The organism is Pseudomonas cannabina (genome assembly GCF_900100365.1).
Classification (GTDB): Bacteria; Pseudomonadota; Gammaproteobacteria; order Pseudomonadales; family Pseudomonadaceae; genus Aquipseudomonas; species Aquipseudomonas cannabina.
In genome coordinates, this window is record NZ_FNKU01000001.1 from 2,943,647 (window position 1) to 2,961,693 (window position 18,047).

General features: G+C 57.9%; 19 protein-coding genes. 10 read left to right on the forward strand and 9 right to left on the reverse strand.

Going from position 1 to position 18,047, the window contains the following annotated elements; translation table 11 throughout:
• Positions 1-115: 115 nt before the first annotated feature.
• Together BLT55_RS13840 and BLT55_RS13845 are read right to left on the reverse strand one after the other, a co-directional pair.
• A complete protein-coding gene (locus BLT55_RS13840; protein WP_007251419.1) occupies positions 116-1,795 on the reverse strand; it encodes a DEAD/DEAH box helicase in 1,680 nt (559 codons plus the stop codon).
• Positions 1,796-2,249: 454 nt separating this feature from the next.
• Positions 2,250-3,011 carry a spermidine synthase gene (locus BLT55_RS13845; protein WP_055000273.1) on the reverse strand — a complete coding sequence of 254 codons (762 nt, stop codon included), beginning with the start codon at positions 3,009-3,011 and terminating at the stop codon, positions 2,250-2,252.
• Between the two features lie 171 nt (positions 3,012-3,182).
• Between BLT55_RS13845 and BLT55_RS13850 the strand changes: the two genes are divergently transcribed.
• Entirely contained in the window at positions 3,183-4,529 is a 1,347-nt protein-coding gene (locus BLT55_RS13850) for a class II 3-deoxy-7-phosphoheptulonate synthase (RefSeq protein WP_055000272.1), read from the forward strand.
• A gap of 19 nt (positions 4,530-4,548) precedes the next feature.
• On the opposite strand, the gene BLT55_RS13855 is transcribed toward BLT55_RS13850, so the two are convergent.
• Positions 4,549-4,782, reverse strand: coding sequence for a DUF1127 domain-containing protein (locus BLT55_RS13855; protein ID WP_055000271.1), 234 nt, complete (start codon positions 4,780-4,782; stop codon positions 4,549-4,551).
• Between the two features lie 67 nt (positions 4,783-4,849).
• On the opposite strand from BLT55_RS13855, the gene BLT55_RS13860 reads away from it, so the two are divergent.
• Positions 4,850-5,731: a LysR substrate-binding domain-containing protein gene (locus BLT55_RS13860; RefSeq protein ID WP_055000270.1), complete on the forward strand. Its 882-nt coding sequence runs from the start codon at positions 4,850-4,852 to the stop codon at positions 5,729-5,731.
• On the opposite strand, the gene BLT55_RS13865 is transcribed toward BLT55_RS13860, so the two are convergent.
• Positions 5,721-6,467 (reverse strand): sulfite exporter TauE/SafE family protein, encoded by a 747-nt coding sequence (locus BLT55_RS13865; RefSeq protein ID WP_055000269.1) that lies wholly within the window; start codon positions 6,465-6,467, stop codon positions 5,721-5,723. The two genes, BLT55_RS13860 and BLT55_RS13865, sit on opposite strands and share 11 nt — an antisense overlap.
• 293 nt (positions 6,468-6,760) lie before the next feature.
• On the opposite strand from BLT55_RS13865, the gene BLT55_RS13870 reads away from it, so the two are divergent.
• From BLT55_RS13870 to BLT55_RS13880, 3 genes are all read left to right on the forward strand, one after another.
• A complete protein-coding gene (locus BLT55_RS13870; protein WP_007251426.1) occupies positions 6,761-7,234 on the forward strand; it encodes a MarR family winged helix-turn-helix transcriptional regulator in 474 nt (157 codons plus the stop codon).
• 237 nt (positions 7,235-7,471) lie between these two features.
• The gene (locus BLT55_RS13875) at positions 7,472-7,891 is read left to right on the forward strand and encodes an organic hydroperoxide resistance protein (RefSeq protein WP_054999579.1); all 420 of its coding nucleotides are present in this window, start codon (positions 7,472-7,474) and stop codon (positions 7,889-7,891) included.
• Positions 7,892-7,915: 24 nt separating this feature from the next.
• The gene (locus BLT55_RS13880) at positions 7,916-8,935 is read left to right on the forward strand and encodes an alpha/beta hydrolase (protein ID WP_054999578.1); all 1,020 of its coding nucleotides are present in this window, start codon (positions 7,916-7,918) and stop codon (positions 8,933-8,935) included.
• Between the two features lie 102 nt (positions 8,936-9,037).
• Here the strand turns inward: BLT55_RS13880 and BLT55_RS13885 are convergent, their stop codons facing one another.
• Entirely contained in the window at positions 9,038-9,607 is a 570-nt protein-coding gene (locus tag BLT55_RS13885; protein ID WP_002554550.1) for an elongation factor P, read from the reverse strand.
• 98 nt (positions 9,608-9,705) lie between these two features.
• On the reverse strand, positions 9,706-10,842 hold the full coding sequence (gene earP, locus BLT55_RS13890; RefSeq protein ID WP_054999577.1) for an elongation factor P maturation arginine rhamnosyltransferase EarP: 1,137 nt from the start codon (positions 10,840-10,842) through the stop codon (positions 9,706-9,708).
• Positions 10,843-10,996: 154 nt separating this feature from the next.
• On the opposite strand from earP, the gene BLT55_RS13895 reads away from it, so the two are divergent.
• From BLT55_RS13895 to BLT55_RS13905, 3 genes are all read left to right on the forward strand, one after another.
• Entirely contained in the window at positions 10,997-11,395 is a 399-nt protein-coding gene (locus tag BLT55_RS13895; RefSeq protein WP_007251430.1) for a hypothetical protein, read from the forward strand.
• A 3-nt stretch (positions 11,396-11,398) separates the two neighbouring features.
• Positions 11,399-11,881, forward strand: a complete 483-nt coding sequence (locus BLT55_RS13900) for a GreA/GreB family elongation factor (RefSeq protein ID WP_054999576.1) — start codon at positions 11,399-11,401, stop codon at positions 11,879-11,881.
• Between the two features lie 123 nt (positions 11,882-12,004).
• Positions 12,005-12,211 carry a hypothetical protein gene (locus BLT55_RS13905; RefSeq protein ID WP_054999575.1) on the forward strand — a complete coding sequence of 69 codons (207 nt, stop codon included), beginning with the start codon at positions 12,005-12,007 and terminating at the stop codon, positions 12,209-12,211.
• 74 nt (positions 12,212-12,285) lie between these two features.
• Here BLT55_RS13905 and BLT55_RS13910 read toward each other — a convergent pair whose 3' ends face one another.
• Complete coding sequence (locus BLT55_RS13910; protein ID WP_054999574.1) at positions 12,286-13,563, reverse strand: aromatic amino acid transport family protein; 1,278 nt, start codon at positions 13,561-13,563, stop codon at positions 12,286-12,288.
• 399 nt (positions 13,564-13,962) lie between these two features.
• On the opposite strand from BLT55_RS13910, the gene BLT55_RS13920 reads away from it, so the two are divergent.
• Positions 13,963-14,802, forward strand: a complete 840-nt coding sequence (locus BLT55_RS13920) for a TlpA disulfide reductase family protein (RefSeq protein ID WP_054999573.1) — start codon at positions 13,963-13,965, stop codon at positions 14,800-14,802.
• Positions 14,803-14,875: 73 nt separating this feature from the next.
• A complete protein-coding gene (locus BLT55_RS13925; protein WP_054999572.1) occupies positions 14,876-15,445 on the forward strand; it encodes a TetR/AcrR family transcriptional regulator in 570 nt (189 codons plus the stop codon).
• A gap of 101 nt (positions 15,446-15,546) precedes the next feature.
• Here the strand turns inward: BLT55_RS13925 and BLT55_RS13930 are convergent, their stop codons facing one another.
• Together BLT55_RS13930 and BLT55_RS13935 are read right to left on the reverse strand one after the other, a co-directional pair.
• On the reverse strand, positions 15,547-15,876 hold the full coding sequence (locus BLT55_RS13930; RefSeq protein WP_054999571.1) for a ComEA family DNA-binding protein: 330 nt from the start codon (positions 15,874-15,876) through the stop codon (positions 15,547-15,549).
• A gap of 149 nt (positions 15,877-16,025) precedes the next feature.
• Entirely contained in the window at positions 16,026-18,029 is a 2,004-nt protein-coding gene (locus BLT55_RS13935) for a polysaccharide biosynthesis protein (RefSeq protein ID WP_054999570.1), read from the reverse strand.
• Positions 18,030-18,047: the final 18 nt, after the last annotated feature.

The window sequence follows — 18,047 nt, forward strand, 5'->3', positions numbered from 1 at the left end:
TTGTTCAATCGCACTTGAAAATCAAACTACTGTCCCGTGCCCGGTCAAATTCAAAGCAAAAAAAATCCCCGAACCAGTCGGGGATTTTTTATTGGCCGATCAGCTCAAGAGCCGATCAGTCTTCGCGATAGCGACGCAGCTTGAGCTGCTTGCCAGCAACGCGGGTGTCCTTGAGCTTGGTCAACAGACGCTCAAGACCATCTTCCGGCAGTTCGACCAGGCTGAAGCTGTCACGGACCTGGATACGGCCGATCGCTTCGCGAGCCAGACCACCTTCGTTGAGGATGGCACCCAGCAGGTTCTTGGCAGCGATGCCATCACGCGCACCCAGCGCGGTACGGCAACGGGCACGGCCTTCGGCCAATGGAACCGGCGCACGACGCTCACGCTCAGGACGATCACCACGGTCGCTGCTGCCGCTGCGCTCTGGACGATCACCGCGAGGTGCGTTGTTCGGGACCAATGGACGCTCGCGCTCGATGGCGGCCAGGGTCAGGGCCTGACCGTTGGTAGCCTTGCGCAGCAGTGCGGCAGCAAGGGCACGAGGGCTGCAACCGATGTCGGCAGTCAGACGATCCAGTAGATCACCGTGAGTCGACTCGGCGTCGGCCACCAGCGGCGACAGGCTGTTGGTCAATTTCTTGATGCGCGCATCGAGAACAGCCTGGGCATCCGGCAGGCGGACTTCCGCAACCTTCTGACCGGTCACACGCTCGATCACTTGCAGCATGCGGCGCTCGCGAGGAGTGACCAGCAGCAGTGCACGACCTTCGCGACCTGCACGGCCGGTACGGCCGATACGGTGAACGTAGGACTCTGGATCGTAAGGCATGTCCACGTTGAAAACGTGGGTGATACGCGGAACGTCAAGACCACGGGCAGCCACGTCGGTCGCTACAACGATGTCCAGACGGCCATCCTTGAGGGATTCGATAACGCGCTCACGCTGGTTCTGGGCGATGTCGCCGTTCAGTGCGGCAGCCTTGTAGCCTTTGGCTTCAAGGGCGCTGGCCAGATCGAGGGTCGCCTGCTTGGTGCGGACGAACATGATCAGGGCGTCGAAGTCTTCGACTTCCAGCAGGCTCAATACAGCCGAGGTCTTCTGGTCAGCGTGAACCAGCAGGTGAGCCTGCTCGATCGCGGTAACGGTCTGAGTCTTGGTCTGGATCTTGACGTGCTTCGGATCGCGCAGATGGCGTTCGGCAATGGCACGGATCGACTGTGGCAGCGTCGCCGAGAACAGTACGGTCTGACGGGTTTCAGGCATGGCCTTGAAGATGACTTCGAGGTCGTCCATGAAGCCCAGTTTGAGCATTTCGTCCGCTTCGTCGAGAACCAGATGGTTCACGGTCGCCAGAACTTTCTCGTCACGACGCAAGTGGTCGCAGAGACGGCCCGGGGTGGCAACAACGATCTGTGCGCCATTGCGGATGGCCTTGAGCTGAGGGCCCATAGGCGCGCCGCCGTAAACCGCTACCACGGTTACGCCCGGCATTTGTTTTGCGTAGGTCTCGAACGCGGTGGCAACCTGAAGTGCCAGTTCGCGGGTCGGGGCCAGGATCAGTGCTTGCGGCTCGCGCTTGCTCGGGTCGATCAGGTGCAGGATAGGCAGTGCGAACGCAGCGGTTTTACCCGTACCGGTTTGCGCCTGACCAATCATGTCGTGACCGGCGAGAATAATCGGGATCGATTGCTGCTGAATGGCCGAAGGCTCTTCGTAGCCAGTGGCGACGACAGCTGCAACGATATTGGGATGAAGTTCGAGAGCGGCGAAGCCGCCGATTTCCTGGGTCATGGGTCTGCCTCTAGTGCATCCGCAAAGACCCATGCTTCAAAGCTGCGCGTGCCGTGTACGACCTTGAGGTCACCCTGGCTGCTTTGTCGGCGGGGATTTGCGAAAACGTTTGATGAATGAATCGTCTAGGCTAGTCCGCTATGCGAACAAGCGACCGAAGCTGGCTTCGGGGAACTGCAATACCTCGACGAGGGCCCTGTTAAGGCCGGCGCGTACTATACCGGAATTACGCGCATGAGTGAGTCTTTTTTTTACGAAACATTACCCTCAACCCGAGCAATAGCAGGCCTTCAACGCGGGGCGAAACTGACTCGACACGGCGCGGCCCTGCATTTGCGGGGCTTGTCGCTTAAACGTTTCATCTGTTCCTGCAACTGATGCGTATTGCGACCTGCATGGTGTGGCGAATTGTCTCACCTGGAATTCAGACCACGCTTGCCATGAGCGACCCCGTTCAGGTTGCAGAGCGAACGGCGCTGATCAACGATTCCAGCGAATAGCCCAATCGAGGCGCAAGCGCTTCCGCTCGCTGGCGCAACGCCCCGATATCGAGCGTCTGATCCAGATCGGCAGGGACGATCAGAATGACGTTACCTTCCTTGACCGGCAGTTCCCAGTAATGGCGATGGTACAGACCGCGCAACAATGCCGCGCCCAGCGGTTTGCCATCGTCGGTGGCCCACTGGTTGATAATCAGCCAGCCGCCGGGGTTGAGGCGCTGCTGGCAGCTCTGCAGAAAATTCCAGGCCAGATGCCCGACGCCAGGACCGACATCGGTGTACAGGTCGACGAAGATCAGGTCGGCCGCTTCGGCGCTGTCCAGCAGGTCCAGCGCATCGCCGATGCGGATATACAGACGCGGATCGTCATCGAGGCCCATGAACTCCATGGCCAGACGCGGCACGTCCGGGCGCAACTCGATCACTTCCACGTCTTCCAGCGGCAGAAACTTCATGCACGCCTGCGTCAGTGTTCCGGCACCCAGGCCCAGAAACAGCGCGCTGTCCGGTGCGTCGTGACACAACGCGCCAATCAGCATGGCGCGGGTGTAGTCGTACTCCAGCCAGCTCGGGTCGGCCACGAACGTGCAACTCTGCTCGATTGCATCGCCAAACTCGAGGAAGCGGTAATCCTCCACTTCCAGCACGCGGATCATGCCGAAAGCGTCATGCACCTCGGCCAGTATTCGCTCTACGCGCTCACGCTCTTCCGTCATTACCGTTCCTGGTTCTGGTTGCGCCGGGCGCAAAACGCGAATTGTCAGGCAAGCGCGCAGCTTTGTCACATCTTGCGGCCTGCAAGGCTATTTGACTGCTGCGTGCCACACTGCCAGGGCCACGACTAACTGCTAACATACCGGTCCGATTGCACAACCCTAGAGCCAATAATGAGCCAACCCTGGAGCCCCGACAGCTGGCGGGCAATGCCGATTCAGCAGCAACCTCACTACCCCGACGCCGCGCATCTGCTGAAGGTCGAGCAGACGCTGGCCAGCTACCCGCCGCTGGTGTTCGCCGGCGAAGCCCGAGAGCTGCGTCGCCAGTTTGCCGAGGTGACCGAGGGGCGTGCGTTCCTGTTACAAGGCGGCGATTGCGCCGAAAGCTTCATGGAGTTTTCGGCGGCGAAGATTCGCGACACCTTCAAGGTGCTGTTGCAGATGGCAATCGTGATGACCTTCGCGGCCGGTTGTCCGGTGGTCAAGGTTGGACGCATGGCCGGGCAATTCGCCAAGCCGCGCTCGGCCAATGACGAAACCATCGACGGCGTTACGCTTCCGGCGTATCGCGGCGACATCGTCAACGGCATCGGTTTCGACGAGAAAAGCCGTGTGCCAGACCCGGAACGTCTGGTTCAGGCTTATAACCAGTCCACCGCGACCCTCAACCTGCTGCGCGCGTTTGCCCAGGGCGGGTTCGCCGACCTGCATCAGGTGCACAAGTGGAACCTGGATTTCATCGCCAACTCGGCGCTGGCCGAAAAGTACAGTCAACTGGCCGGGCGTATCGATGAAACCCTGGCGTTCATGCGTGCCTGCGGCATGGACAGCTCGCCGCAATTGCGCGAAACCAGCTTCTTCACCGCCCACGAGGCGTTGCTGCTCAATTATGAAGAAGCCTTTGTCCGCCGCGACAGCCTGACCAACGACTATTACGACTGCTCGGCGCACATGCTGTGGATCGGCGACCGCACCCGCCAGCCAGACGGCGCGCACGTCGAGTTCCTGCGCGGGGTGAATAACCCGATCGGCGTGAAAGTCGGCCCGAGCATGAACACCGACGACCTGATTCGTCTGATCGACATCCTCAATCCGGATAACGATCCGGGGCGCCTGAACCTGATTGCGCGCATGGGGGCCAACAAGGTCGCTGACCATCTGCCGCAGTTGATCCGTGCCGTCGAGCGCGAAGGCCGCAAGGTGCTGTGGAGTTCCGACCCGATGCACGGCAACACGATCAAGGCCAGCAGCGGCTACAAGACCCGTGACTTTGCGCAGATACTCAATGAAGTGAAGCAGTTCTTTCAGGTGCATCAGGCCGAAGGCACCTACGCTGGTGGCATCCACATTGAAATGACCGGCCAGAACGTCACCGAATGCATCGGCGGCGCCCGACCGATCACCGAAGACGGCCTTTCGGATCGCTACCACACCCATTGCGACCCACGCATGAACGCCGATCAGTCTCTGGAGCTGGCGTTTCTGATCGCCGAAACCCTGAAACAGGTCAGGCGCTAAACAGAGCAGAATGTCCCGCTCAGCGCTTGAGCGGGTCGTCCCAGAACGGACGCTCGACTTCCTGCTGAGTGTCGGCCCGACTCAGCCCCAGATCCTTCAGCGCCCCATCGCTCATCTGCGCCAGAAAGCGACGCTGGCGATGCAGTTCCCGCCAGCGTTGCAAGCGCCGCTTCAGCGCAATCAACGCCTTGCCCAACTGCAAATGCCCGACAGATGCGGCAACCCCTGCACACTCTTTTTGACCTTTCATCATTTAGTCCTCCATGTGAGATGACTAAAGTCTCGCGCTCGGCGTAGGATCAATCCAACGAATGTTTCTTATGCATTCCATTTGGGAGATTGATGTATTGGCCCACTATCCGAGCATTGATACCGAACTGCTGCGCACCTTCGTGGCGATTGCCGATCACGGTGGTTTTACTCGCGCAGGCGAAGCCGTCAACCGTACGCAGTCGGCGGTCAGCATGCAGATGAAGCGGCTGGAAGAAGACGTGGTGCAGCGCCAGCTGTTCCAGCGTGACGGCCGCACGCTGAACCTGACAGCGGAGGGTCAGGTTCTGCTCGGTTACGCGCGGCGAATCCTCAAGCTGCACAGCGAGGTGTTCAATACGCTACGCGAGCCGCACATGGTCGGCGTGGTGAAGATCGGTTCTCCCGACGATTACGTGATGCGCTTTCTGCCAGGCATTCTGTCGCAGTTCGCGCAGGCCTATCCGCTGGTTCAGGTGGAGGTGCATTGCGAACCTTCGGACCTGCTGTTGCAGCGCCACGATCTGGATCTGACCATCGTGACGCGCAAGCCTGGCACCGAGATCGGCACACTGCTGCGTCAGGAACGTCTGGTCTGGATCGAGGCCATCGGCTTCGCCCCTCATGAGCAGAATCCGATACCGCTGGCGATGTTCAATACCCATTGTTTCTGTCGCGACTGGGCCTGCAACGCGCTGGACAGCGTGGAGCGCGATTACCGCATCGCCTACAGCAGCTCCAGCATGGCGGCAATTACCGCGGTGGTCAGCGCCGGGCTGGCCGTGACCGCGCAGTTACAAAGCCTGGTGACACCGGAGCTGCGCATTCTGGGCGAGGCGGAGCAATTGCCGCAGCTGCCAACCGCCAGCATCGTTTTGTTGCGCAACCCGAAAACACCCTCGCCCATCACCGAATGCATGGCTGACTACATCATCGACGGGTTCAGACTTTAAGGGCGAGAATCACCGCACACAGCACCAGAAACACGCAGAACATCAGGCGCAGGGTGCGCTCCGGCAGCGAATGCGCCAGCTTGACGCCCCAACTGATGCTGGCCAGACCAGCGATCGCCAATGGGATGCCCATCGACCAGTTGACGTGATCGTGCAGTGCGTAGGTGACCAGCGTGATACCGGTGCTCGGCGCGGCCAGCGACAGCGCCAGCCCTTGCGCGACCACCTGCGTTGCGCCGAACACGCTGGTGAGGATCGGCGTTGCCACGACTCCGCCGCCCACACCAAACAGGCCACCGGTCACTCCGGAACCGACGCCCAGCAGCCACAGCCATTTTTCATGACGCAGCCCGGTGCCGGCCTGCTTGCTACGCCAATACATCTGCGCAACGTTGAATACCGTCAGCACCACCAGAAAGCCGATGAAGCCCAGGCGCATGCCTTGCGGATCGACACGCACGGCCAGCAGCGAGGTGAGCCAGGCAAAAAAGAAACTGGGGATGATCAGCATCAGCGCATTGCGCAGCAAGATCCGGTTACGCTGGTTGTAACGCCATAAGGCGAGCAATACGTTCGGCAGTACCATCAATAGCGCGGTGCCTTGCGCCAGCTGTTGATCCAGCCCGAACAGCACGCCCAATGCCGGAATCGCCACCAGTCCGCCGCCAATTCCGAACAATCCGCCCAGCGTACCCATCGCCGCGCCGAGCAACACGAACATTACAATTTCAATCACACTAGGTATCCTCTGAAAAAGCCCATTTTTTTGGAGAGGAACCGGGCTGGAGCGCCTGTATTTACTGGCTTCGACTTTTGAAGAAAAGGCTTTTTCAGACCTTCCCTAGGTCCCCAACCATCCAATGGCCAAATGCTACGCAGTCCTGCCCGCGATCAACACCCGGTAATGCCTGTTTTTTCATCTGCAGCACATGATGACATTGCCGCCCGCCTGCACACTGGGAAATTATCCGGCGCGTTGCACAGCGCAACACTGAGTTAAACTCATTTCACCGAGTACGAGGATCTGACATGAGTGCAGACAAGAGCCCGCTTCACCTTCAAGCCGCCGACTGTGACTCGTTGCTGCTGGACAACCAATTGTGTTTTGCCCTCTATTCCACCTCACTGATGATGACCAAGGTCTACAAACCTTTGTTGCAGGCACTGGGGCTGACCTATCCGCAGTACTTGGCGATGATGGTGTTATGGGAGCAGGACGGGCTGACCGTAGGTGATGTCAGCACGCGGCTGCTGACCGATCCGGGCTCGCTGACGCCTTTGCTCAAGCGCCTTGAAGGCGAAGGCTTCATCAGCCGAACCCGCAGCAAGGAAGACGAGCGCGTGGTGTTGCTGCACCTGACCGAACAAGGTCGGGCCTTGCAACACAAAGCCCTGAGCGTGCCAGGCTGTATCCTCTCGTCCAGCGGCCTGACCATGGACACACTTCGTGAGCTGCAAGCCCGGTTGCTGGACTTGCGTGACCATCTGCAGCAGAGCCTTTGACATCACCTCTGCGGGCGACTTTCTGTCGCCTGCAATGAGGCATTCGCCGACCAGCCTGTCTTTGTTACATCTCGGCACGCGCCGCAAGCGCATCGATAACCCCCTCCTCTGATCAATACCTCATTGTCGCCCTGAAAATTTAACTTGCGCGCAAACTATCTGCGAGCTACCTTTGCCCTGTAATTAGTTAGTGCGCAAGCATTTTGCGCACCGAAACCAAACAAAGCGAGGAAATCCATGGACACTCTCTATACCGCAGTAGCCACCGCCACCGGCGGCCGTGATGGTCGCGCCGTTTCCAGCGACAAGATTCTCGACGTCAAGCTCGCGACTCCGAAAGAACTCGGCGGTGCAGGCGGCGAAGCGACCAACCCTGAGCAGTTGTTCGCAGCGGGCTATTCGGCCTGCTTCATCGGCGCGCTCAAATTCGTGGCCGGCCAGAGCAAACGCAGCATTCCCGCCGACTCTTCGATCACGGCGCACGTCGGTATCGGTAAGATTCCTGGCGGTTTCGGCCTGGACATCGACCTGCACGTCAGCCTGCCAGGCCTTGAACAAGCCGACGCTCAGCAACTGGTCGACGCGGCGCATCAGGTCTGCCCTTACTCCAACGCCACACGCGGCAATGTTGACGTACGTCTGCACGTAACGGTCTGAACCCACTCGCCTCTGGAAAAGAACATGAAAACGATCAGCAAAGTCTTGACCGGTACCCTTCTCGCTTTGTCCATCGGCAGCGCCTTTGCCGCAGGTGATTCAGCCATCGAGCACAACACTCAGGCATTTCTCGATGCCTTGAACTCAGGCACCGGCAAGCCCATCGAGCAGTTGTCGCCCAAAGATGCCCGTGCCGTGCTGGTTGGCGCGCAAGCGAGCGTCAAACTGACCCTGCCCAAGGCTGATGTCAGCGAGAAGACGATCAAGGTGGATGGCCAGTCCATCAGTTTGAATATCGTGCGGCCTGCTGGCGTAAAGGGGACGTTGCCGGTTTTCATGTTTTTCCATGGTGGCGGTTGGGTGCTGGGTGACTTCCAGACTCATGAGCGTCTGGTTCGTGATCTGGTGGCGGGTTCAGGGGCCGTTGCTGTGTTCGTCAACTACACACCTTCACCCGAAGCGCATTACCCGACGGCGATCAACCAGGCTTATGCCGCGACCCGGTGGGTTGCCGAGCACGGCAAAGAGATCAATGTCGACGGCAAGCGCCTGGCGGTGGCTGGCAACAGCGTCGGTGGCAACATGGCGGCGGTGGTGGCGCTGATGGCCAAAGACAAAGGCACGCCGGCGCTGAGGTATCAAGTGTTGCTGTGGCCAGTGACCGACGCCAACTTCGACACCGGTTCTTACGACCAGTACGCCGAAGACCACTTCCTGACCCGCAACATGATGAAGTGGTTCTGGGACAACTACACCACGGATGCTGCGCAGCGTAACGAGATCTATGCATCGCCACTGCGTGCGACCACTGAACAACTGAAGGGTCTGCCGCCTGCGCTGGTGCAGACGGCCAGTGCTGACGTGTTGCGTGATGAAGGCGAAGCTTACGCCCGCAAACTGGATCAGGCTGGGGTGCCGGTCACGGCCGTGCGTTACAACGGCATGATCCACGACTACGGACTGCTCAATGTGGTCAGCCAGGTCCCGGCTGTTCGCTCGGCGATCCTGCAGGCTTCTCAAGAACTGAAAGAACACTTGAAGTAGCAGTTGAGATAGCACTTGAGATAATTGCGCGCCGCAAACTTCAGGCGTAAAAAAACCCGCAGCGATGCGGGTTTTTTGCGTAACGGGGTTACAACACCATGCTTATTTGGCACGGCCTTTGTAGGAACCGCCTTCACGGGTATCGATCTCGATCATGTCGCCGATTTCGATGAAGTCAGCAACGCTCAGCTCGGTGCCGTTTTTCAGCTTGGCTGGCTTCATGACCTTGCCCGAAGTATCGCCACGAGCGGAACCTTCGGTGTAGTCAACCTGACGCACGATAGTGGTCGGCAGCTCTACGGACACCAGACGGTCTTCGAAGAACACGGCTTCGCAGACGTCGGTCATGCCTTCTTCAACGAATGGCAGAACGCTTTCGATGTCTTCGGCGTTCAGCTCGTACATGGTGTAGTCCGTGGTGTCCATGAACGTGTAGGTGTCACCGCTGATGAAAGACAGGGTGGCTTCCTTGCGATCGAGGATCACGTCGTCCAGCTTGTCGTCGGCGCTGTAAACGATCTCGGTCTTGTAACCGGTCAGCAGGTTTTTCAGCTTGGTTTTCATGATCGCGCTGTTACGACCGGATTTGGTGAACTCAGCTTTTTGAACCAGCCAAGGATCGTTTTCGAGACGGATCACGGTACCGGGTTTCAGCTCTTTACCAGTTTTCATTGCATATATCCGAATTTGGATGAATTAACCAAAGGCTCTGTACGAGAAATGGCCTGCGCAGGCACTTTTCGTACAGAGCCTAATATCAAGGCCGCGTATCATAGCGAATTTCCACAAAACTGTACCAGCGCCGTGGCAAGATCAGTCTGCGAGGCCTGTTGCAGACACCAGCGCTCGGCGTGTTTTTCGATTTCCGGCCAGTGATCCGCTATGGCCTGCCAGTCACTGACCAGGTCGCCGCCCGTATTCCAGCTGTGCCAGAACCGGTGCAAAGCCTGTCCGGCAAGTGGCGAAAGCCCGTCCAGATAGAGCTTCAGAAATGCGTCGAGCTTGGGCAGATGGGCGTCGTCTTCCTGCTGATAGATGTGCCAGAGCATCGGTCGCGCGGCCCACTGGGCGCGAACGAACGAATCTTCGCCGCGCACCACGTTGAAATCGCAGCTCCACAGCAACCAATCGTAGTGTTCCTGGCGGATGAACGGCAGCACCTGAACCGTCAGCACACCGCGCACCTGTAGCGCACCGGCCTTCAGCGCCTCCTCAATGCCAAGCCAGCGCTGCAGATCGCCAAGAATGCGCCCTTCCGGCACCAGCAGGTGAGTCGGGCGGCTGTCACAGGCCAGTAATGAAAGCCAACTGCCCAGCCCCGGATTTTCGTAGGAAAATACCGACATCAGGCGGGCGTCGGCCGTGGGCTCGACACCCAGCCCGCGCAAAAAAATCCGCTGTGCGGCGCGGTCTTGCTGAAAGGCCTGTCGCCGGCCGATCAGATCCTTTTCACGCAACAGGCCACCGGTGGTTTCCGGAAATCCGGGGAAAAAGAAGAATTTCTTCAAGCCATTGGATTGCGGAGAAGGCAAACCGTGACAGCCCGGCACCCAGTCTTCAGCACTGAGGTAATCAAGGTTCACCCAAAAAGGCCGGGGCGAACTTTGCAGCATCGATTCGACATAAGACGGCGGCAGGCGGCAGGCAAACGCTTCGATGACGGCATCCGGGATGTCGGTGTCAACCCATTCGGCAGGCCAGTGACAGACCGTCACGCCAGCATGCACCTGCTGGGAGGCCTGCGGATCGGCGTCCGGATACAACCGGGCAAAGGCGCACAAGTCGTCTATCCACAAGCGCACATTCAGCTCGTGCTCGGCAACCAGTTGCCGCGCCAGACGCCAGGTCACGCCCGCGTCACCGTAGTTGTCGACTACGCTGCAAAAAATATCCCAAGAGGCTTTCATCCTGCTCCCTGAGTCTGGATGGCAAAACGCGGATTGTCGTTCAAAACGGCCGCTCGCCACCAGCCTGCCACCCGGAAATACGTGAGTCGAGTTTTCATGCCCGGCCATCAGGCATGGCACAATTGCATCTGTTGTCCCTGAAAGGAGTCCAGCCATGTCATCCGTCACCCGCCGTCGCGACCTGTATGTGTCATTGAAGCTGATTGTCTGCATCGCACTGGGCATCTGGCTGGGTGCGATGGCTGTATTTCTGACCGGCCTGCTGTATTACAAAAGTCTGCCACCCGCCCAGACCCAGGCGCTGGAACAGGCAGCCACACAGCTCAGCGCTCCGCCTGCACAGAAGGCCGGGAAGGTAGCCGAACCGGAGACCGAAATGTTTCGCAAGTACGAGCAAAGCCTGCGTGAAAGCGAGGCCCGACAGGCTCGCGAACAGGTTGAGGAGCAGCAACAGCGCACCTTCAGCCGCTCGAAATGCGACTTCTGGCTACAGCAGGACCGCACTGCGCCCAGCGAAAAGAGCCGTGCCAGCATCAATCAGTTCTGCGGATAATTCATGAACAAGCAAGACGTACTGCAATTGATCATCCACACGCTGAAAATCGACCTGGACATTGCGCAACGCGCAGCGCAGACCGCTTACGAAACGGCCACCCACGAAGAAAACATCGCCGAGAACAAATACGACACGCTGGGGCTGGAGGCGTCTTACCTGGCTGCGGGCCAGGCGCGAAGGGTCGAAGAGATACGCCAGTCGCTTGCGCGCTATCAGAGCTGGTCGCTCAAGCCGTTTGATGAATCGCGCGGCATTCAGACCGGTGATCTGGTCGTCGTCGAAGCAGAAAGCGGGCAGACGCAGCATCTGTTTCTGGGCCCGGACGCTGCCGGGCTGAAGGTGTTCGCCAATGATCGATTGATCACGGTCATTACCGCTCGTGCGCCGTTGGGGCAGAGTCTGCTCGGCAAACTCGAGAATGATGAGGTGCAGATTGTCATCAATGGCAGCGGACAATCCTACGTGATCACACAAGCCTTGTGACACAGCCCGCAATTACAGGGTTGATCACGCCAAGTTTTTATGGGTAAGGTGGGCCGTCGCTAAAAACAACTGCAACAGGGTCTACATCAAAGCAAGCAAGGACTAACACCAAGGAGATTTTTCATGACGAACGTCATAGCATTCCCTGACGCCCATGAACGTGATCGCCTGAAGTCCAGTCAAGATCCGGCGTTGAGGTACCTGAACCAAAAAGAGCGACAATTGATCGACCAACTGCGGTCGACCAGCCATGCAGGACGGCAGTACGTTTACGATTATGCGAGCATCATGCATTTATCCAGGCCGTTATATCCTGAACGAGTGGACTGACCGGGCATTTTAGAGCTGACCGTGAGCTGCACCGACATCCCGGCGCAGCTCGCATGGCTGAAGTGATCAGCAGGTCAACGGCTCAGCGAAAAAATCAGTGCCGAGATCGCTACAAGACCCGCAGCAACCACAAAATAGTTGGACCACGCGCCTGCATATTTGCGCATGGAAGGCACCTTGTGGATCGCGTACATCGGCATCAGAAACAACAACACCGAAATCACTGGCCCGCCCAGATTCTCGATCATGCCCAGAATGCTTGGGTCGAGCGTCGCCACCACCCAGCACACCACCAACATGAACGCTGCCGTCATACGGTCCAGCGCTTTCGCCTGCGGACGGCGTCCGGACTTCAGAACCAGTCCTTTCAAGCCTTCGCTGGCTCCGATGTAGTGACCGAGAAATGACTTGGAAATGGCCACGAACGCAATCAGCGGCGCGACAAATGCGATGGTCGGGTTGTTGAAGTGGTTGGCCAGGTAGGACAGGATCGAGATGTTCTGTGCCTTGGCTTCAGCCAGTTGCGCGGGTGACAGGGTCAGCACGCAACTGAACACGAAGAACAGCACCATCACCACCATCAACACATGAGCACGGGCCAGAATCTGCGAACTGCGCACCTCGGCATGCTCGCCGTACTGGCGTTTCTGATCGACCGCAAAAGCCGAGATGATCGGCGCATGGTTGAAAGAGAACACCATTACCGGAATCGCCAGCCAAAGGGTCGACAAAAACGCCGCGGGCTCAGGCAAGGTGGTTGCGGTGCTAAGAATCCCGCCGGTCCAGTGTGGAATCAGAAACACGGCCAGAAACAGCAACGCAACGATAAACGGATACACCATTACGCTCATGGCCTTGACGATGAATCGCTCGCCGCAGCGAATCAGCGCCAGCAAGCCCATGATCAGTACGAACGCCAGCAGTGCACGCGGCGGTGGCGCGATGTGCAACTGGTGCTTGAGAAAGCTACCCACAGTGTTGGTGAGAGCGACGCTGTAGATCAGTAGGATCGGGAAGATGGCGAAAAAATACAGCAAGGTGATCATCGCACCGGCGCTCTTGCCGAAGTGCTGCTCGACCACTTCCGTGATATCGGCACCTTCACGGCCAGACAGCACGAACCGGGTCAGGCCACGGTGCGCATAGAACGTCATGGGAAACGCCAGCAGCGCCAAGGCCATCAAAGGCCAGAAACCCCCGATGCCAGCATTGATTGGCAAAAACAGAGTACCTGCGCCAATGGCGGTACCGAATAGTCCGAGCATCCAGGTGGTGTCATTACGGTTCCAAGAGGCGATGCTCTCGGGAGCTACGTCCAGACGTTCTACGACGCCATTAGCCTGATCATTCATCCGGTCGACTCTCCGTGGCCGGTTTATCAAAAAGAGAGGTGCGTCAAAAACGCCGGCAGCTCGGCACCTCCCTCGAAAACAGCGGGCGAGATTGTCCGGGATTGGCGCAAGAAGTCAAAGGCTTGTAGGACAAGAGTCGTCATGCCGTAGGGTCTTACCATGGCGCACGCCTTCTGGAGCAAGGCCTGGCGGTCAATCGACCTCTTATCGTGCGCAAGGCGTTTTTTACGCGGTCGGCTGATCGAAGGCCCATCAATCGCCTTACATTCAGGCACAGTTGCGCGTTCTGCATAAAAAGAGACAGGCGATACCATCGCCGCGCGCACGCCAAACCAGTGAGTTTTCAGCTGCGCAGGTCACTGCGCAGATCAGCGAAAGCGCCCTCAAGAGCCGGAACACATGTTGAGTATCAACGCAGGACCCTTTGCCATCGCAGTGACGCACGTGCTGCTGCTGACCGCCCTTGTGCTGGCAACATTGGTCGAAGGCCGATGCGTACGGCATCTCGAGCCGAAAAAGACCGCCGTATTCGGACTGTTCATTGTTGGCCTCCTCACGGCACGTATCGCCTTTGTCGGCGCCTATTTCCCTCAATACAGTGACTCGCCGTGGCAGATGCTGGACATCCGTGACGGTGGTTTTCTGATCTGGCCGGGTATTGCCGGTGCCGTGCTGGGCGCTTTGCTCCTCGGTTGGCGACACCCGCAGCGGCGTCGCGCGCTGGTCTTCGGGCTGGGCACCGGGTTGTTTGTCTGGACATTGGGCGGCCTGATTCTGAGAAGCTATCAGCAAGGCGCGCCATTGCCGCAAACAACGCTGCGCAACACAAAGGGCGAACCCGTCAGGATCTCTGACTACCAAGGTAAACCAGTGGTCATCAACCTGTGGGCCACCTGGTGCCCGCCGTGCAGGAGAGAAATGCCGGTACTGCAAGCTATGCAGCGGGAGCGGACGGACGTCGTATTTCTGTTCGTCAATCAGGCCGAAAGTGCCGATACGGTCAGTCGCTATCTGTCGGCACAAGGCCTGGAACTGCGCAACAGTCTGCTCGACCCGGACGGCGAGTTTGCCCGGCAAGTCGGCTCTGTGGCGCTCCCCACGACGCTGTTCTACTCGCCGCAAGGGCACTTGACCGGCAGCCATCTCGGCGAACTGTCCAGAGCTAGCCTGACCCATTATCTGGACGCCCAAAGCGGAATTGGTTCGCAGGATTCGATTTCAAGCGGCAATCAGGAGTGAAAGCCTGCTGCATCGATTCATCTATCCATGTATAAATGCGCTGACACTTTGGTCATCTCTGGAGACTCAGCGCATGCGTTACGCGCTCGATCATAAGGCCCAAACCCACCAACGCATCGTCAAGGAAGCGTCTATGCGCTTTCGCCGCGACGGCATTGGTGCTACCGGCTTGCAACCTTTGATGAAAGCACTCGGCTTGACCCATGGTGGCTTCTACGCGCATTTCAAATCCAAGGATGATCTGGTCGAACAGGCATTGAGTCACGCCCTCGACGAGGTAAAAGGAATCACCAGCGAAGTTTTCGCCAGACCGGACTCGCTCAGTGAATTCATTGATCTCTACCTCTCACTAGCCAGCCGCGACGCCCCTGATGGCGGATGCCCTCTGCCCAGCATGTGCCTGGAACTGGGGCAGCGCGACCAACCCAGCGAGGTCACAGATGAAATCATCCTTCATTTGCTCGAACTGTTTGATAAAACCCTTCCCGCGACAGGCTCCGAATCCAGAAGCCTGCCGATATTGTCTACCCTGGTAGGCGGTCTTGTGCTGTCGCGCAGTGCGTTCGACGAGGAACTGTCAGAGCGTATCCTGAATACCACCAGGGACTATCTCAAACAGGAGATCAGAAAAACTGCAAACTGATACGATGGAAGCGGAAGGCACTGCAGAATAACGTTCTACACAACGGTGGATAAAAGGAAGGCCGATCATTGATCGGCCTTTCTTTTCAAAAGCTACAACGTTCAGTGAATAGCAAGCTTGTCACGATTCCTTTCCAGAATAGCTTTGCCTATCCCCTTTACTTCAATCAATTCATCCACCGACGTGAACTCGCCATTACTTTCTCTGTAGGCAACAATGGCGTCGGCTTTGTTCTTGCCGATACCGGCCAGCTCTTTCTGGAGGGTCAGTGCATCGGCCGTATTCAGATTGACCCTGTCGTTGCGCTGCTCCTGAACAACGGCGCTGGCTGCGGCCTCCACTGGAGGCTGAGACGCGGGGGCGGCATTCACCGCAACCGAAGCACTGGTGAGCAAGGAAAATATCAGAGCACTGAAGAAAGTGGTTCGCATAGTTAAAGCTCCATAGCAGTTCAAGGCAGCATTCCACATGCTGTGCCCCAAACTTAGACCACAGCGTGCCGGTAAAAAAGAAGTGCTGCGTTGCGACGTATGTCCATATTAATCAGCGTATTTCGACACTCGCAAAAACACGCAGATTGTCAGTAAGAATCACTTTCACCACTGCGTTCCTGATACATCCAGTCAACAATTTCGCCTTCCGGCGTATAGCCATTTACTGTTTCGCGCAACAATTGACGGACGCTGTTGTAATCGTCGCGTTCAACGGCATCCAGCAGTTTGTTCAGCCGACCTTTCAACACATCCCAAGGCAGGAAATCTTCATTTGCGCTCATGATCATCGGGTGTTCGGTAGCCACGACATTGTCGCCAATCAACAGCTCTTCGTAGAGCTTCTCACCAGGCCGCAAGCCAGTGAACTCGATGGATATGTCGCCTTGCGGATTTTTTTCCGAACGAATGGCCAGGCCTGACAGGTTAATCATCTTCTCGGCCAGCTCGACAATCTTGACCGGCTCACCCATGTCCAGGACGAACACATCCCCGCCGTGCCCCATCGAGCCTGCCTGAATGACCAGTTGAGCCGCTTCGGGGATGGTCATGAAGTAACGGGTGATCTTCGGATGGGTCACCGTCAGCGGCCCGCCAGACTGGATCTGCTTGTGAAACAATGGAATGACCGACCCCGATGAGCCCAGTACGTTACCGAAGCGAACCATGGTAAAGCGGGTCTTGTTGACCTGATGTACGTTGGCCTTGTCACCAAAAATAACCGGGGCCGCTTCGCGACTCAGTGCCTGCAGGATGAGCTCGGCCAGACGCTTGGTGCTGCCCATGACATTGGTGGGCCGGACAGCCTTGTCGGTGGAGATCAGAACGAAGTTGGCGACCCCGGCCTGTAGCGCCGCCTGAGCGGTATACAGGGTGCCCACGACATTGTTGATCACGCCTTCGGCAATATTGTGCTCGACCATCGGTACGTGTTTGTAAGCCGCCGCATGGTAAACCGTGTCGACCTTCCAGGTTTTCATGATCGACAGCAGCTTGGGATGATTGCGCACCGAGCCGAGAATAGGCAGCAATTTGACCGAGAGTGACTCACGCGCCGAGCGGTGTTCGAGCTCGGACAAAATGTTGTAAAGATTGAATTCACTGTGATCCAGCAACAGCAACTGGGTGGGCTGCAGCAATAGAATCTGGCGGCACAGTTCGGCACCGATCGAACCACCGGCGCCGGTCACCAGTACGGTCTTACCCTTGATGCAGTGCTCGAGCAGATTATCGCGCGCCGGTACGGAATCGCGCCCCAGCAAGTCGGCGATATCGACTTCTTGCAGGTCGTCGACCTTGACCCGACCTGCCGCCAGATCCATGAAACCGGGAACACTTCGTACCTTGAGCGGAAAACCTTCCAGAAAGCCGAGTATCTCGCGACGACGGCCGCGCGACGAAGACGGAATCGCCAGCAGGATTTCCTGGGCCCCCGTGGTATCGATCATGCGCTGTATATTGCGTGGCTTGTAAACCTGAAGGCCGGAAATCACTCGATTGGAGATGGACTCGTCATCATCGATGAACGCCACCGGGTGCATCAGTCGCCCCATGCGCAGTGCAGCGACCAACTGATTGCCCGCCGCACCAGCGCCATAAATCGCCACCTTCTGCAAACCGTTATTGCTTTTGGCGAACGGCACGTGCTGGGCAGCCGCAAACCAGTCCCCCAGAAAGTATTGCCTCATCGCCAGGCGCAGACCGCCAATCATCACCATGCTCAACCACCAGTAGTTGAAAATGACCGAGCGCGGGACCAGTTGCTGATGATTGCTATAGACGTAGACCAGGCAGCCGAGAATCAACGAGGCCATGGTCACGGCCTTGATGATCGCAATCAGGGCATCGTTGCCGAAATAACGCATGACTGCACGGTACATGCCGAAACGGATGAACAGCGGGATGGCGGCACACGGCGCGCTGATGAAAAGCCAGGTGTGCTTTTCCAGCGGGTTGACGAGTTCATCGATGCCTAGCCGCACGACGAACGCCATCCAGAGGGCGAGCCAGACAAGAACCACATCAGCAGCAACCTGAAGGATGCGCTTCTTGCGGCGGGGTAGAGCCAGCAATCTGGCTCGCAACCTGCTCATCAATTGTTTAATGCTCCG